At 64.8% G+C, this 15,450-nt stretch carries 11 protein-coding genes and 1 pseudogene; 9 read left to right on the forward strand and 3 right to left on the reverse strand.

Going from position 1 to position 15,450, the window contains the following annotated elements; genetic code table 11:
* Window positions 1-97: 97 nt before the first annotated feature.
* On the reverse strand, window positions 98-1,645 hold the full coding sequence (locus J7367_RS14060; protein WP_170922401.1) for a sensor domain-containing diguanylate cyclase: 1,548 nt from the start codon (window positions 1,643-1,645) through the stop codon (window positions 98-100).
* Between the two features lie 208 nt (window positions 1,646-1,853).
* On the opposite strand from J7367_RS14060, the gene J7367_RS14065 reads away from it, so the two are divergent.
* The 8 genes and pseudogenes from J7367_RS14065 (at window position 1,854) to J7367_RS14100 (ending at window position 11,391) form a co-directional block, all read left to right on the forward strand.
* Window positions 1,854-2,861 (forward strand): NAD(P)-dependent alcohol dehydrogenase, encoded by a 1,008-nt coding sequence (locus J7367_RS14065; RefSeq protein ID WP_057662349.1) that lies wholly within the window; start codon window positions 1,854-1,856, stop codon window positions 2,859-2,861.
* Window positions 2,862-3,375: 514 nt separating this feature from the next.
* A pseudogene (paoA, locus tag J7367_RS14070) lies at window positions 3,376-3,922 on the forward strand (aldehyde dehydrogenase iron-sulfur subunit PaoA).
* A complete protein-coding gene (locus J7367_RS14075; RefSeq protein ID WP_057662353.1) occupies window positions 3,919-4,869 on the forward strand; it encodes a xanthine dehydrogenase family protein subunit M in 951 nt (316 codons plus the stop codon). Before paoA ends, J7367_RS14075 begins: the two are co-directional and overlap by 4 nt.
* Window position 4,870: 1 nt before the next feature.
* On the forward strand, window positions 4,871-7,078 hold the full coding sequence (gene paoC / locus J7367_RS14080) for an aldehyde oxidoreductase molybdenum-binding subunit PaoC (RefSeq protein ID WP_057662356.1): 2,208 nt from the start codon (window positions 4,871-4,873) through the stop codon (window positions 7,076-7,078).
* Window positions 7,075-8,079 carry an XdhC family protein gene (locus tag J7367_RS14085; protein ID WP_057662361.1) on the forward strand — a complete coding sequence of 335 codons (1,005 nt, stop codon included), beginning with the start codon at window positions 7,075-7,077 and terminating at the stop codon, window positions 8,077-8,079. Before paoC ends, J7367_RS14085 begins: the two co-directional genes overlap by 4 nt.
* Before the next feature lie 404 nt (window positions 8,080-8,483).
* On the forward strand, window positions 8,484-9,092 hold the full coding sequence (locus J7367_RS14090; protein ID WP_057662367.1) for a nucleotidyltransferase family protein: 609 nt from the start codon (window positions 8,484-8,486) through the stop codon (window positions 9,090-9,092).
* Between the two features lie 666 nt (window positions 9,093-9,758).
* Window positions 9,759-9,974, forward strand: a complete 216-nt coding sequence (locus J7367_RS14095) for a hypothetical protein (protein ID WP_057662370.1) — start codon at window positions 9,759-9,761, stop codon at window positions 9,972-9,974.
* A gap of 166 nt (window positions 9,975-10,140) precedes the next feature.
* Window positions 10,141-11,391, forward strand: coding sequence for a DUF819 family protein (locus J7367_RS14100; RefSeq protein ID WP_057662373.1), 1,251 nt, complete (start codon window positions 10,141-10,143; stop codon window positions 11,389-11,391).
* Between the two features lie 327 nt (window positions 11,392-11,718).
* On the opposite strand, the gene J7367_RS14105 is transcribed toward J7367_RS14100, so the two are convergent.
* Window positions 11,719-12,906, reverse strand: coding sequence for an XVIPCD domain-containing protein (locus tag J7367_RS14105; RefSeq protein ID WP_057662376.1), 1,188 nt, complete (start codon window positions 12,904-12,906; stop codon window positions 11,719-11,721).
* A 36-nt stretch (window positions 12,907-12,942) separates the two neighbouring features.
* Window positions 12,943-13,752 carry an ankyrin repeat domain-containing protein gene (locus J7367_RS14110; RefSeq protein WP_176215042.1) on the reverse strand — a complete coding sequence of 270 codons (810 nt, stop codon included), beginning with the start codon at window positions 13,750-13,752 and terminating at the stop codon, window positions 12,943-12,945.
* Window positions 13,753-13,924: 172 nt separating this feature from the next.
* On the opposite strand from J7367_RS14110, the gene J7367_RS14115 reads away from it, so the two are divergent.
* Entirely contained in the window at window positions 13,925-14,629 is a 705-nt protein-coding gene (locus tag J7367_RS14115; RefSeq protein WP_057662378.1) for an HAD family hydrolase, read from the forward strand.
* Window positions 14,630-15,450 lie beyond the last annotated feature (821 nt).

Consider the following 15,450-nt stretch of genomic DNA (forward strand, 5'->3'; position numbering starts at 1 on the left):
ACGCGGTGGGTGCGCCGTCGATGCGTTGCTCAAGCTCGCGACATCCACCTCGCGACAGCCGCCTGATCTCTACGGCAGGTTCGGCGTCCCTGCAGGTCTAGGCCGACGTGCGATTGCGTCCCTTCTGCTTGGCGCGATACAGCGCCGAATCGGCGTCCTGCACGATGCCGTTGGGGCTCAGCGGCGCTTCGCCCGGTTCGAACGTGGCTGCGCCGATGCTGACGGTGACGTGCGCGCTGGTGGGGCTAGACAGGTGCATCAGGCCGAGCTCGGCAACCGCATTGCGCACGGCGTCGGCCAGGCGCAGCGCGCCGGCGGCATCGGTGTGCGGCAGGATCATGCCGAACTCTTCACCGCCGTAACGCGCGGCGAGGTCTTCGCTGCGGCGCGAGCATCCGGCAATGGCGCCTGCGATCAGGCGTAGGCAGGCATCGCCGTTCACGTGGCCATAGGTGTCGTTGTAGAGCTTGAAGTGATCGACATCGATCATCAGCACCGACAACGGCGCCTCCAGGCGAACCGCGTCCTGCAATGCACGCGATAACCGGTGGTCGAAGGCGCGACGATTGGCGATGCCGGTCAATGCGTCTACCCAGGCTTCGGTGCTCAGCTTGGCCTCGTTGCGATGCATGCGGCGCAGTTGCAGGTCCAGCCAGATCCCCACGCCCAGCAGCAGGGTGCAGCCCAGTGCGGCCACCACGATGCGTTGGCGCGCGGCTTGCCGCCAGTTCGCCAACGCATCGTCCACCGAAACGCCGGTCAGCACGGTCAGCGGATAGGGTCGCGCAGGCGCAAAGCTGGAGATGCGCTCCACGCCGTCGATCGGCGAGCGATAGGTGGCGGTGCCGTGCCTGCGTGCGCGCATGGTCACGTAGATCGACGTCCCCGCGATCGAGGTGCCGATCACGCCCTGTTTGTCGGGCCGGCGCACCATCACGATGCCATCGTCGTTGGTCATGCCGATGGTGCCGTGCGGGCCGACTTCGAAGGTGCTGTAGTAGTTCTGGAAATACTTCAGCTGCAGGGTGACCAGCACCACGCCGGCGAACTCGCCACGGGGGGTATTGAGACGGCGGCTCAAGGTCATCACCCAGGAGCCGTCCGAGCGGCTCTGCACGGGCGGGCCGACCAGCGACAAGGCGTCGCGATGGTCGCGGTGGTATTTGAAATAGGCACGGTCGGCGTTGTTGTGCGTCCTGGGGGTGCTGTCCAGCGACGAGCTCACCCAACTGCCGTCTGCGGCATAGATGAAGATGCCATGCAGGCGATCGGAGCGGCGCGCTTCGCGCACCAGAAACTCATGCGTCGCAGAACGCGCGGCGCTGGAGCCCTGGTCGTGTTCGACCCGCGACACCAGCCCGGACAGCACTGCGTCGGCAATGGACAAGGTGTCGCTGGCATGCTGCGCCAGCGAATTGGCCAGATTCAACGACTGCGCCTGGGCGCTGCGCAGCGCGGTCGCGCGCTCTTCATGGATGGACCAGTATTCCGAACCGAGCAGTAGCATCCACGAGGCAGTCAGCACGAAATGCAGCGCGATGCGCTGAGCACGTTGCCGCCGCCGCTTGCTTGTTGACGTCACTGTGGCTACCTGTCTGGATACCAGGGCGATGCAACCGCCGTGCCAGCCTACGCGTGGCGGCACCCGCACCTCGATGGATCAACACGTGCAATGACAGATCTGTGATTGCTGCCTCGCCTTGCATGCAACAGCCCGCTTCCCGCGTCGCCACGCGCGGCAGCCGCTGCAGCGCATCAGCGCGCACGGCGACAGATGTCAGAGCCAGCTCGACTGCGTTTGCGTAACGGACAGCATGCTATTGCAGGCACTGAATCACGCTCAGGAGTTGCCCATGCAAGCCATTCGTCTTCGCCATCCGGCCGCCATCGCATCGCTGCAGTCGGTTGCATTGCCCGATCCGGGGCAACCTGCACGCGGTCAGATCCGCGTGCGCCTGCATGCCAGTTCGCTCAATTTTCATGATCTAGGCGTTGCGCTCGGGCAGATGCCGACCGCAGACGGGCGTATTCCGATGTCCGATGGCGCAGGTGTGGTGGAAGCGGTGGGGCCGGAGGTGGACGAGTTCGCGGTGGGCGATCATGTGGTCTCTACCTTCTTCCCGCAGTGGCTGGACGGCGAGCCGTTGCATGCCGGTTTTGCCACCACCCCGGGCGACGGCGTCGACGGCTATGCGCGCTCGGCGGTCGTCGCCGATGCGCAGGCATTCACCCATGCACCCCGCGGTTACAGCCACGCCGAGGCTGCGACGCTGACCACTGCCGGTGTCACCGCATGGCGGGCGCTTGCGGTCAATGGCCGGCTCAAGGCCGGCGACAGCGTGCTGGTTCTGGGCACCGGCGGCGTGTCGATCTTCGCGCTGCAATTTGCCAAGGCGATGGGAGCGCGCGTGATCGCCACATCCTCATCCGATGAGAAACTGGAGAAGGTGCGAGCGCTCGGTGCCGACCATCTCATCAACTATCGGCAGCATCCCGAATGGTCGGCGCAGGTCTTGGACATCACCGACGGGCGCGGGGTGGACCATGTGGTCGAGGTCGGCGGTCCGGGCACGTTGACGCAATCGATCCGTGCAGCGCGCGTGGGCGGGCACATCGCCTTGATCGGCGTTTTGACCGGTGCCGCTGGGCCGGTTCCGACTGCCGAAATGATGGGGCGCCAGCAACGCTTGCAAGGACTGGTCGTTGGCAGCCGCAGGCATCAACAGGACCTGGTGCGTGCACTCGACAGCTTGCCGCTGCGGCCGGTGATCGATCGCAGTTTTGCGCTGGATGAGATCGGTGACGCCTTCGCACTGCAGAAGGCCGGTAGGCATCTGGGCAAGATCACGCTGGAGTTCTGATCCAGCCTGCTGCACCGCGCGTCGGCGAAGCATTCGCACCGCCGACGCGCCAATTCACTCATCGACGTGTGCAAGGGCTGCCGCCTGCATGGCGCTGCTGGCGAGCACAACCAATGCTCCTCGGGTTCGTTCGCTGCTCGCCGTGACCAGTACGCGTGCACGCGCACTATTCCAGGAAACTGCTTGGCTGGCCCGTCCGACTCCAACGTCATCGGCGCATGGGCCGGTCCTCGCAGTGTTCATAGGCGTACGCAGCAACCATCGCCAATGCCGGTAAAGGCGGGCATTAGGATCCGGCCATACGCCGCTTCACGCCCACCCCCGCGGCCGCGCACTCACGCGCTTGTGACCGGCAGCGCTGCACATTTGTTGAGAACTGTAAAAGCCAGCATTGTTGGAGATGCCAGCCATGAGAGACATCAAGATGACCCGTCGCGAGGTATTGATCGCAGGAACGGCATCCGCAGCCAGCGTTGCCGCAACCCAATCGAGGGCGGCCACTGCGGCCACTGCGATGTCGCAGCGGCCGGCAGCCGAGCCTGCCAATGCATCCAGCCAGGTTGCTTTCGAGGTGAACGGCAAGCCGGTCACGCTGGACATTGGATAACCGTACCACCTTGCTGGATGCGCTGCGCGAACATCTGCATCTCACCGGCACCAAGAAGGGCTGCGATCATGGCCAGTGCGGCGCATGTACGGTGATCGTCGACGGGCAACGCATGAACGCGTGCCTGTCGCTGGCAGTGATGCACGAGGGCGCCAAGGTCACCACCATCGAAGGGCTGGGCACGCCGGACAAGCTGCACCCCATGCAGGCGGCGTTCGTCAAGCACGATGGCTACCAATGCGGCTACTGCACGCCCGGGCAGATCTGTTCGGCAGTGGCCGTGCTGGACGAGGTGAAACGCGGGATCCCCAGCCATGTCACCGAAGACCTCACCGGCAAGACCAGACTCACCACGCCCGAATTGCAGGAGCGCATGAGTGGCAATATCTGCCGTTGCGGTGCGTACTCCAACATCGTCGAAGCCATCAACGATGTTGCCGGGGGCCGCGCATGAAAGCCTTCAGCTACGAGCGGGCCAGCTCACCAGCCGATGCCGCGGCCAAGGCCGCGCGCCAGCCCGGTGCCAAGTTCATCGCAGGCGGGACCAATCTGCTCGATCTGATGAAGCTGCAGATCGAAACACCGTCGCATCTGATCGATGTCAACGGCCTGAGCCTGGATACCATCGACGCCACGCCGGAAGGTGGCCTGCGCATCGGTGCGCTGGTGCGCAATACCGACCTTGCGGCCGACCAGCGCGTGCGCCGCGATTACGCCGTGTTGTCGCGCGCATTGCTGGCCGGTGCCTCGGGACAACTGCGCAACCGGGCCACCACGGCAGGCAACCTGCTGCAACGGACGCGTTGTCCCTATTTCTACGACACCAACCAGCCGTGCAACAAGCGACTGCCTGGCAGCGGCTGCGCGGCCATCGGTGGCTATAACCGTCAACTGGCAGTGATTGGTGCCAGCGAGGCGTGCATCGCCACCCATCCCAGCGATATGGCCATTGCGATGCGCCTGCTCGATGCGGTGGTGGAAACGGTGCGCCCGGATGGCCAGACACGCGCCGTGGCCTTGTCCGAGTTCTATCGCGCACCGGGAACGACGCCACATGTGGAAACCGTGCTGGAGCGCGGCGAATTGATCACTGCCGTCACCTTGCCCAAGCCGCTCGGTGGCACGCATGTGTACCGCAAGGTGCGCGACCGTGCCTCGTACGCCTTCGCCCTGGTGTCGGTGGCCACCGTCGTCCAGCGCGATGGCAGCGCACGCGTCGCAGTCGGCGGCGTCGCGCACAAGCCATGGCGCAGCGAAGCCGCCGAAGCCAGATCGAAAGAGGGTGCCCGCGCCATTGCGTCCGTGCTGCTCGATGGTGCACGGCCCACCGAACACAACGCGTTCAAGGTGCCGCTGGTTGAGCGCACCTTGACCGCGATCCTGGCCGACACGAGGGCCTGATATGAAATTCGACACTCCCGCCGGTACCAATCCCATCGATCAGCTCACCGTCGTCGGCAAGCCTGTCGACCGTATCGACGGGCCACTCAAGACCACCGGGCAGGCGCCGTATGCCTACGAACATCACGACTTGCCGGGCCAAGCGGCTTACGGGCATGTGGTGGGCGCAGGCATCGCCAAGGGCACCATCCGCAGCATGGACCTGAGTGCGGCACGCAAGGCGCCGGGCGTGCTGGGCATCGTGACTGCGCAGAATGCCGGCAAGCTGCAAAAGGGCAAGTTCAACACCGCCAAGCTCTTGGGCGGTCCAGAGATCGCGCATTACCACCAGGCCATTGCAGTGGTGGTGGCGGAGACGTTCGAGCAGGCACGTGCGGCCGGGCAGTTGATCAAGGTCGATTACGGCCGTCACGTTGGCGCCTACGACCTGGAAAAGGCCCGCGCCGGCGCCACGGTGACCAAGAAGGACGACGCGCCCAACAGCAATGTCGGCAACTTCGACGCTGCCTTCGCTACGGCGCCAGTGCAACTGGATGCCGAATACCGCACGCCCGATCATTCGCACGCGATGATGGAGCCGCACGCTTCCATCGCGATGTGGGATGGCGACAAGCTCAGCGTGTGGACCTCCAATCAGATGATCAATTGGGGAGCCGGCGATCTGGCCAGGACGCTGGGCATTGCGCGCGAGAACGTGCGGATCATGTCGCCCTATGTCGGCGGTGGTTTCGGCGGCAAGCTGTTCCTGCGTGCCGATGCAGTGCTGGCATCGCTGGCCGCGCGTCAGGTTGGGCGTCCGGTCAAGGTGATGTTGCCGCGGCCGCTGATCGCCAATAACACCACCCACCGTCCGGCCACGCTGCAACGCATCCGGCTTGGTGCCGGGCGCGACGGCAAGCTGACGGCGATTGCGCATGAAAGCTGGTCGGGCGACTTGCCCGACGGCAGCCCGGAAATTGCCGCCGCGCAGACGCAATTGCTGTACGCCGGTGCTAACCGCCTGATCACGACCCGCCTGGCCGTGCTCGATCTGCCCGAAGGCAACGCCATGCGCGCGCCGGGCGAGGCACCGGGATTGATGGCGTTGGAAATCGCCATGGACGAGATGGCTGAAAAGCTCGACATGGACCCGGTCAAGTTTCGCATCGTCAACGACACCCAGGTGGACCCGGAAAATCCGCAGCGACCGTTCTCGCAGCGTCAGCTGGTCAAGTGCCTCGAAGATGGCGCAAGGCGATTCGAATGGTCCAAGCGCAAGGTCAAGCCGGCCAGCACGCGCGATGGTCGTTGGCTGGTCGGCATGGGCGTTGCGGCGGCATTTCGCAACGCGCCGGTCATGACCTCCGGCGCACGCATGCGGCTGGAACAGGGCGGCCGCGTGGTAGTGGAAACCGACATGACCGATATCGGAACCGGCTCCTACACCATCATTGCGCAGACCGCTGCGGAAATGCTTGGCGTCCCGCTCAACTGGGTCGATGTGCGCCTGGGCGATTCGAGCTTTCCGGCATCTGCAGGCTCCGGTGGGCAGTGGGGCGCGAACAGTTCTACCGCAGTCGTCTATGCAGCCGCAGTCAAATTGCGCGAAGCGGTGGCCAAGCAACTGGGCCTGGATCCGGCCAGTGCCGAATTTGCCGATGGCTATGTGCGTGCCGGCGGCACGCGCGTTGCGCTCGGCGATGCCGCGGCCAATGGCGCGCTGGTGGTGGAAGACAAGATCGAATTCGGCGACCTCAGCAAGACGCATCAGCTCTCCACGTTCGGCGCGCATTTCGTCGAAGTGGGCGTGGATATCGCAACCGCCGAAGTGCGCATCCGGCGTATGCTTGCCGTGTGCGCCGCGGGGCGCATCCTCAATCCCAAATCCGCACGCAGCCAGGTCATCGGCGGCATGACCATGGGCGCCGGCGCGGCACTGATGGAAGAGTTGGCAGTGGACAAACGCCTGGGCTTTTTCGTCAACCACGACCTGGCCGGCTATGAAGTGCCGGTGCATGCGGACATCCCGCATCAGGAGGTAGTGTTCCTGGAAGAAAGCGACCCGCTGTCGTCGCCGATGAAGGCCAAGGGCGTGGGTGAGCTGGGCATCTGCGGCGTGGCAGCAGCGATCGCCAATGCGGTCTACAACGCAACCGGCGTGCGTGTGCGCGACTACCCGGTGACCCTCGACAAACTGCTGCCGCATCTGCCCGAGATGCTGCGCGCGTGAGCGCAGTCGTTGCCCCGGTCACGCATGCACTGCCGGCGTGGCCGGCATGGCCGGGCTACGCGTTGCTCGACGATTTGCTGCCAACGCTGAGCGCATGGCAGCGCGCCGGGCAGCGCGTGGCGATGGCGACCTTGATCGATGTGCAGGGCTCCTCCCCACGGCCGTTGGGGAGCGAGATGGCCATCAGTGCCCACGGGAGCGTGGCAGGCTATGTCTCGGGCGGCTGCGTCGAAGCGGCGGTGGCGCATGAAGCCATGGCAGCGCTGCGCGATGGTCAGCCGCGCTGGCTGGATTATGGCGAAGGCAGCCAAGTGCTGGACATCCAACTCAGCTGCGGCGGGCGCATCGGCGTGTTGGTGTGGCCGGTGCCGGATCTAGGCGAGCACCTCGCACGTTGGCGTAACGCGCGCCAGCATCGGCGCGCATTTCATGTGGCCCTGGATCGTGCATCCGGCACGGTGCGGTACCTGGCACATGCACAGGACGCGCGTGCGGGCGAATTCGTACGCACCCATCGTCCGCCGCTACGGCTGGTGCTGGTTGGCGCCGACCCATCGCTACTGGCGCTGGTGTCGTTGGCCAGCCAGATGGGCATCGAAGTGCGCGTGTTGCGGCCGCATGGCCCGGGGGAACCGCCGCCGGGACTGGCGCCTGAGCACTACGACCGACGTGCGCTGGGCGATGCGCTGCAGGATCTGCATCTGGATGCCGACACCGCGCTGTACAGCCTGGCCCACGATGCCGAGATCGACCTACAGGTTGCGCGGCGCGGCTTGGCATCTCCCATAGCCTGCATCGGCATCCTCGGCAGCCGGCAGAAGCGCGAAGGTCGTCTACAGGCGCTGCTTGCGCTAGGGTATAGCGATGCCTCGCTCGCACGTCTGCGTTTGCCGGCGGGCTGGCGCATGGGACGCTCCTCGCCGCATACCATTGCGCTCGGCATCATCGCCGAAGCCACGCAAGCGGTGGCAGATCTGCAGGCCGTTACGGCAACCCGATAAGTCGCTGGCTGCTTCTGCCGCGTGCGTGAGTCACCAAGGCGCATTGCAGCCGGTCGAGTGAAACACGGCTGATGTCGAGCGCTATCGTTGCTGGCCCCCGACAGCACGCCGCAATCTGCATCGCCATTGACAGGCTTCGCCGATGTATGGACAGCGCACGCAAGGGGTAGTCACCCTGCACGCACAGCCGGCGCTCTAGGCTGCAGCTGTCTTCCATTCAAGCAGCACGTCGCCATGCCCCCTGTTCCGGATCGCCACGTCGACGCATCGGGTGATGCTGTGCGCCTTAGCTTCGTCGCCACCAGCCATTCCGCACGTGGTGACTACGTCGGAAAGCGCAACGCTCCCACCGTCTCGCAACCAGCACCGCACGCCGCTGCCGCCATGCCAGCAGCGTGCAGCACATGAGTGGCAATCACGCGGCACTGGTGCTGGGCGCCGGGGCAGGGCGCCGGCTTGGCCGCTCGAAGCAATTGCTGATGCGCGATGGCGAGCCGTTGCTGCGTCGCGCCGCACGCATTGCATTACTGACTGCGCCACGCCGCTGCGTGGTCGTGCTGGGTGCCGACGCCGACGCGTTGAGCGAAGTGTTGCAGGATCTGGATGTCGAAATACTCCGGCATCCCGATTGGTCCGAGGGCATGGGCTCCAGCCTGGCCGCGTTGCGCAGGCATGTGCAGGGCGACCCGGCGTTGCGACGCAGCCTGATCCTGGGGTGCGATCAGCCTGCGCTGGATGCCCCGCATTTGCGCTCCCTGCTGGAAGAAGCCGATCGCGCCGTCTCCGGATGCGCAACCAGTGGCTACAGCGGCGTGCGCGGCATTCCCGCGGTGGTCACGCATGCGGCCTGGGCGGATGTGCCATTGCAGGCCGATAGCGGCCTGCGCGGCCTGTTCGCCAGCCTGGACATGCAGAGCCTTGGGTGCGTCAGCGCCCCGGCGTTGGCGCTGGATATCGACACGCCGGCCGATCTGGCCACCGCGCGGCAGCGCGGCTGGGTCGATGCCGAGTGAGACGCCATGACGGGTACGCGCGCAAATCTCTGGCAGCCTGGCTCCCGACACGAGAACGCGGCGGCCGCACCGTAAGCGGCGGGCACTGTCACTGCAGGCACGCTGGCGTCATCGGTGCCGATCACTGACACCGCTCCAGGCGCGTTACCTGTGCTTTGCAGGCCGCAATCGACTTGCCCGGCCACCGCGTTCAACTCTGCAGCAGCCTTACGACCACAACACAACCGCCTCCCTGATCACCAACACATAGCCGATCACCATGGCGGTCTTGACCGAGAACTGGAATTTCCTGAGCAGATGCATGCAACCCCTCCCCAGAGGCCGTCTTCAAGAGCGACTGATCACCCACTGCGCATCGTCCACGCTCGTCTGACGATGACTGATGACGCGGTGTTCACCGGTCCTGACCGAATGTAGCGCTGGACGTGATGTGTGTCACGTAAGAATTTTCCTACCGCCCTGCCAGTGTCAGCCCGACGGCATTGGCATGCGTAAAAGAACATCCTGGCTATGCCGGACGCGGGGCCATTGGCTACTCTCCCGCGGCCCCTTGAGTAAGGGCACGCCGGCATACCGGACGAGAGAAGGCGTTCCCATTCCACGCGCACTGCGGCCATGCGCCCCGTGCGCCTCGCTCGACCGCTATGCGCACTGGCCGGAGGCCTGATGGACGAGTCTCGTTATGTCGTTCGCATCCATCCCACACAGGGCGGCTGGTGGGTGACCCGCCCGCACTGGTCGCCATTGCGGTATCTGCGCGAACAGGGCGCCCTGGACTTTGCCGAATTGATGGCAAAGCTGCACTGCCTGACCACCGGCCAGCCCAGCGGCGTGGTGGTCAACACCGGCGGCGGCGATCGGGTGGTGCGGCGCTACGGCTGAGGCCGTAAGGAACGCGGCCGCTGCTGCAGTACGTCATTGCCGACAGTGGCGGCTGTCCGCCGCTGTGCCGGGTTTGCGCAGAGGGCCGGGTCGGCTAGATTCAAGGCATCGGCCACCTTGGTCCGGTCCGCGCTCTGGCGGCTACTTTTCTGGATATCCGCCTGTCGTGAATGCTGCCGGTGCTGCGCTGATTCAAAACGATATTGTCGTGTTCGGCCTGATCGCCACCACCCTGGGCGCGGTGTTCTGGACATCCGCGCGCGAACAAGGGTTCTGGCGGCGTTTCTACGCGTTGGTACCGGCCTTGTTGCTGTGTTATTTGCTGCCAGGCATCTACAGCACGGCCGGTTTGATCGACGGTGCCAACACCCGGTTGTACAACCCGATCGCCCGTGACGTGCTGCTGCCTGCCGCGTTGATCCTGCTGACCCTGAGCATCGACCTGCGCGCGATCCTGCGGCTCGGCCCCAAGCTGGTAGCGATGTATCTGGCTGCATCGCTGAGCATCATGCTGGGTGCGGTGGTGGCGTTCTGGGTGATGCACTGGCTGCATCCGGCCACCGTGGCCGGCGATACCTGGGCCGGCATGGCAGCGCTGGCGGGCAGCTGGATCGGCGGCGGCGCCAACATGCTGGCGATGCGCGAAGTGTTCGATGTGGACGCAACCACGTTCGGTCAGTTCGCGGTGGTCGATGTCGGCGTGGGCTATGTGTGGATGGCGGCGCTGATCTTCCTGGCCGGCCGCGCGCGCAAGATCGACGCTCGCAGCGGTGCCGACACCCGGGCGCTGGATGCCTTGCGCGAGCGCATGGCGCGCTTCCAGGCCGAACATGCGCGTATTCCCAGCTTGGCCTACCTGATGGCGATCGTGGCGGTGGCATTCGGCGGTGTCGGCCTTGCACATGCCCTGGCCAATCCTCTCGCCGCGTGGTGCAAGGCGCAGTGGCATTGGGCCAGCCAGTTCAGTCTGGACACACCGTTCGTGTGGGTGGTGGTGCTGGCGACCAGCCTGGGCCTGCTGCTGAGCTTCACCCGCGCACGCACGCTGGAAGGCGCAGGCGCGTCCAAAATCGGCACCTTGCTGCTGTATTTCCTGATCGCCTGCATCGGCATGCAGATGGACCTGCTGGCGCTGCTGGACCGGCCATGGTTGTTGCTGCTCGGCCTGATCTGGATTGCCGTGCACATTGCCGTGTTATGGGGTCTTGGCCGGTTGTTGCGGGTGCCATTCTTCTACTTTGCGATCGGCTCGCAATCCAATATCGGCGGCCCAGCCTCCGCGCCGGTGGTCGCCTCGGCGTTTCACCCGGCACTGGCGCCGGTAGGTGTGTTGCTGGGCACGATGGGCTACGCCACCGGCACCTATCTGGCATATCTGGTCGGCATCACCTTGCGGGCGATGGCGGGCGCTGGATAACGCGCGTCGCGATCTGCAGCGCCACGATTAAGCGGCTGGGTGCGGTATCGCGCTGCCGCGCCATCGCCAGCGCGGCTGGGCGATGCTCGGCGTTGCGCTATGTCCCGCGCCAGGCACGCGGCTTCTGCGCACCGTTCGCAATTGGCTGACGATTCCTGTGACGCGGTGTCGGTGACGTCGCGCCGTGGTTCAAATGCGCGCGCCATTTCCCCAAACACCGTCCGCGGCGCGACGCCGACAGCGATCATGCGCAAGCCTTGACGCGCTGTCGCCAGCCGCGTGCGTTGACAAAGAGTGGCCCGCGGCACTGCACGGGCCACCGGAGCCTTACTGCTGAATCGCCCGACGCTGCTCTTCCTGCTGTTGCGGCGGCTGCTGGGTGTGTTGCTGATTGTGCTGTTGCAACTGGCTGACATTGGTCTGGGCCGGCTCGTTGGCTGCGGACGCCGTCTGCACGTGACTGCGCAGATGGGCTGGGTCGTCCATGCGGCCCTGCACCGCGATCAAGCTGTCGCCATCACGGTTGGGCACCAGGTGATCGATGCGCTGCAGGCCATCGTTGCCTGCACGCGCGGCCACGCTGGCAGCGGTATTGAGAAACGCGGTGTCGTCGCGCAGCCCCAGGCGGTCGCGTTGTCCATCCAGTTTCACTACCGCGTCGTTGAACAGCTGGCTGCCGGGCTGCAATGCGTTGCCGCGCGCCTGGTCCTGCAACTGCATGTCCTGCGCCTTCATCACCGAATCGATGCCGTGCAGATCCAGCCGATGCTTGAGCATCATGCCCGGCACCAGGCGCTGGCCGAAGGACAACGGGTCCGGCTCCGGCAGTTCGATCTGATGACCGGCCGCATTGGGCATGGCCCATTTGAGCGGGATGCTGTCTTCCTGCAGATGGGTCAGGATTTCGTTCTTGACGTGGTAGCCGCGAATCAATTCGCTATTGGCGTAGTCCTTGGCCGCCGATGCATCCAGACCTTGGCGCTCCAGCGTGCGGTCGTTGACGCCGGCGGCGTTATAGGTCACCGCCGGAATGTCGTTGACCATTGCCGATGCCGCGGCCAGGCCGCCACCCAGCGAATGCCCGCTGATCACCACCTGGTCGCCGAACGCCTGTTTGGCCTGGCTGCCGAGCTGGATCGCCGAAGCGTATTGCGCATCGTCCAAGCCCAGGCCCTGGCCGATGTTGTGCTTCCAGTCCTTGCCTTCGTCGGTGCCGCAGAAGCCCAGCACCACCTGCCCCTGATCATTGCGATAGAACGCGGCATCGAAGCCGCTCTTGGCGTCGTGCAGCAGGGCAGGGTCGATGCCTGCTTGCTGCAGCGCGCGGTCGTCCATGCGCGACCAGCCGTTGGGCAAGGCGGCAAAGGTTTCGGCGCCGCCTTCGCGCCGTTGGGCGGCGGTGGCGTAGAGGTCTTGCAGCATCGCGGGGAACTGGCGGTCCTCCGGGTGCGGTTGTTGCCCGCGCATCGATTCTGCGAACGGGGTGGAAGAAGAAGAGGATACTGACGGGCTCATGCGCGGCTCCTTGCGTTCGTCATGCGAAAAGCGCGCTTAGCGGCTGCTTTCCACGGGAATGTTGTGGGCGTTCAACCACGCGCGCACTTCCGACCTCACCTGCTGGCCGCTGGCATTGAGCAGGCGATCCGGCGTGGTGAAGAAATACGCCTGGAAAGTCTTCTGCTGGGAATTGCGCACCTCGGGATCGACACCGGCCTTGAGCAAGCTGAGCACTGCAGCGCTAGCTGCACCACTTTGCGCTGCAAGGTGCAGCAGGCTGTTGCCGGTGTGGTCCACGCGCTGTACATCCGCACCGGCCTTGATCAGCAAGTCGATCTGCGCATCGCGCTTGCTCTGCACCGCGCGAAACAGTGGCGTCCAGCCCGCACGCGCGCTGACGACATCGATCGGCGCCTTGTGCTGCAACAGGATCTGCAGATATTCCGGGTCCTGGGCCATGGCGGCCATGTGCACGACCGTTTCCTGGTCCATGCCGGGTAATGATGGATCTGCGCCTGCATCGAGCAATGCCGCCAAGGCGCGCGGCTGTTCGTTCCAGATGGCCCATTCGAGCAAGGTGACGTTTTGATCGCCATGCGCGGCGAGATCGACGGTAGGGGCGAGCGCCTTGATCTGGGCAACATCACCGTGCGCAATGGCTTTGGCGATATCGGTCAGGGCGGGGTCGCGGAAGGCGACGGTGTGGTCCTGCAGCGTAGCTGACATGGTGGTTTGCTCCTTGGCACCGGGCGAGGCGGTGCATGAGACCGCGAAGAACGAGGTCGCAAGAACGAGCAGGGTGGGGAATCGCGGTTGCATCGAAATCTCCTTCTCCTGATCGCATTCCTGATGACGCTGCGGCAAGTCCCGCCGTAGCGGGGCAGATCCTAGCAGCTGCAAACATCGCTTGCGGTAAGATTTCGTGACATGACGGCAGGGCGGGACGCATGTTCGGTGCCGCCCGTCCTGGCAGCGCGCATGCCGCGAGCGCCGACGGATCCATCGCCACAGCCGACGGTCCACCAGGGCCGGCATAATGGTGCTTTGCGAGCAGATGGGTGCAATGGCGTACGAGCTACTGATCAGTGACTGTGATGGCGTTCTTGTCGACAGCGAGATATTGGCCGACCGGGTAATGCGTGAGGCGCTGGCGTCTTTCGTGCCAAGCGAGCCGCTGGAACATCTGCTGGAAACCACCTTCGGTCAGACCACACGCGAGGTGTTGCGGCGGGTGGAAGAGCGCTTTGCGCTACGGTTGCCGGATACCTTGCTGGCGCAGATCCAGGTACGCAGCGAGGCATTGATCCAGGCGCAGGTGCAGCCAATCGCAGGCGTACGCGAGGCGTTGGAGCAGATTCCGCTGCCGTTGGCGGTCGCCTCCAACAGCCGGCGCCACAATGTGATTGCCTCGGTGGAACGGGCCGGGCTCACCGCACGTGCGGCGGGGCGTATCTTCAGTGCCGACATGGTGGAGCGGCCCAAGCCGGCGCCGGACGTGTATCTGCTGGCGGCACGTACCGCCGGGGTCGCACCGGAGCGTTGCCTGGTCATCGAAGACAGCCCGACCGGTGCAACGGCGGCCGTGACGGTCGGCATGCAGGTGTTGGGGTTTACCGGTGCAAGCCACATTCCACCGGGGCATGGCGATACCTTGCGCCGCATCGGTGTGCTCGAGGTGTTCGACAATATGCATGATTTGCCTGCGTTGTTTGCGCTGCTGGCACAAAAGCGCGCTGGGTAAGTCGATAGCTTGGTGAGTGGAGTGTGCGGTGTCCTCACCGCTTGCGCGACACGGAGTGGATCCGTCCATGGACGTTCCCGCGTGTCATTCATGCCGCCAAGGGCGCTGCAGGAAGCGCACAGAGCCGTAACGCAGCTGTGGATCTGCTGCACTGTCCGATCGCTTCAGGTAACAGTGATTCGAATCATGGTCCGGTTTAGATGCAGCCGAAAGCTGGCTAGTCGAATGTGCGGTGCCCTCACCGCTCGCGGGACACGCCGTTAACCCGTCCCTGGGAGCTCGATGGCGGCATCCATGCCGCCAACGGTCCCGCAATCGGCAAGGGCACCGCGCTGGATAGTCGGCTGGCGGCTAACTAAAAGCAGGCTCGCTGCGACGAACAGATCGCTGCACGTGTCGATTGATTGCTACTGCGAATCGCTTGGTCGTGACAGCAGATAATCGCTGCGACAGGACAACAAATGAGCTGACAGGTGATTCGGTCAATGGATCGCGCATGTATCGCTTGCGCCATGCACACCGACCAACTTGACGGGTCCTTGCCCGCCCACCGTCGCGGGAGCCTTGGCGGCATGGATGCCGCCACGGAGCTTACAGGGACGTACTTGCAGCATGTCCTGCGATGGTGGGCGGGCAAGGGCCCTGCAGCCAAACCGCAGATCGGTCGCTTTGCCCTAGGGAAGGTCTGAACAACGAGACCTGACAGGGCGGAAGGTGGCGTCGTTCCGAAGAGTGGCTTTTGGAACTTCGGAATTTCGCCATTTCTGGCGCTTTCCGCGGGAATTTCCCGGTTCACAGACGCACGCTCCCCATCGCCGGCA

Origin of the sequence: Xanthomonas sp. D-36-1 (genome assembly GCF_017746155.1) — a bacterium.
Classification (GTDB): Bacteria; Pseudomonadota; Gammaproteobacteria; order Xanthomonadales; family Xanthomonadaceae; genus Xanthomonas; species Xanthomonas cissicola.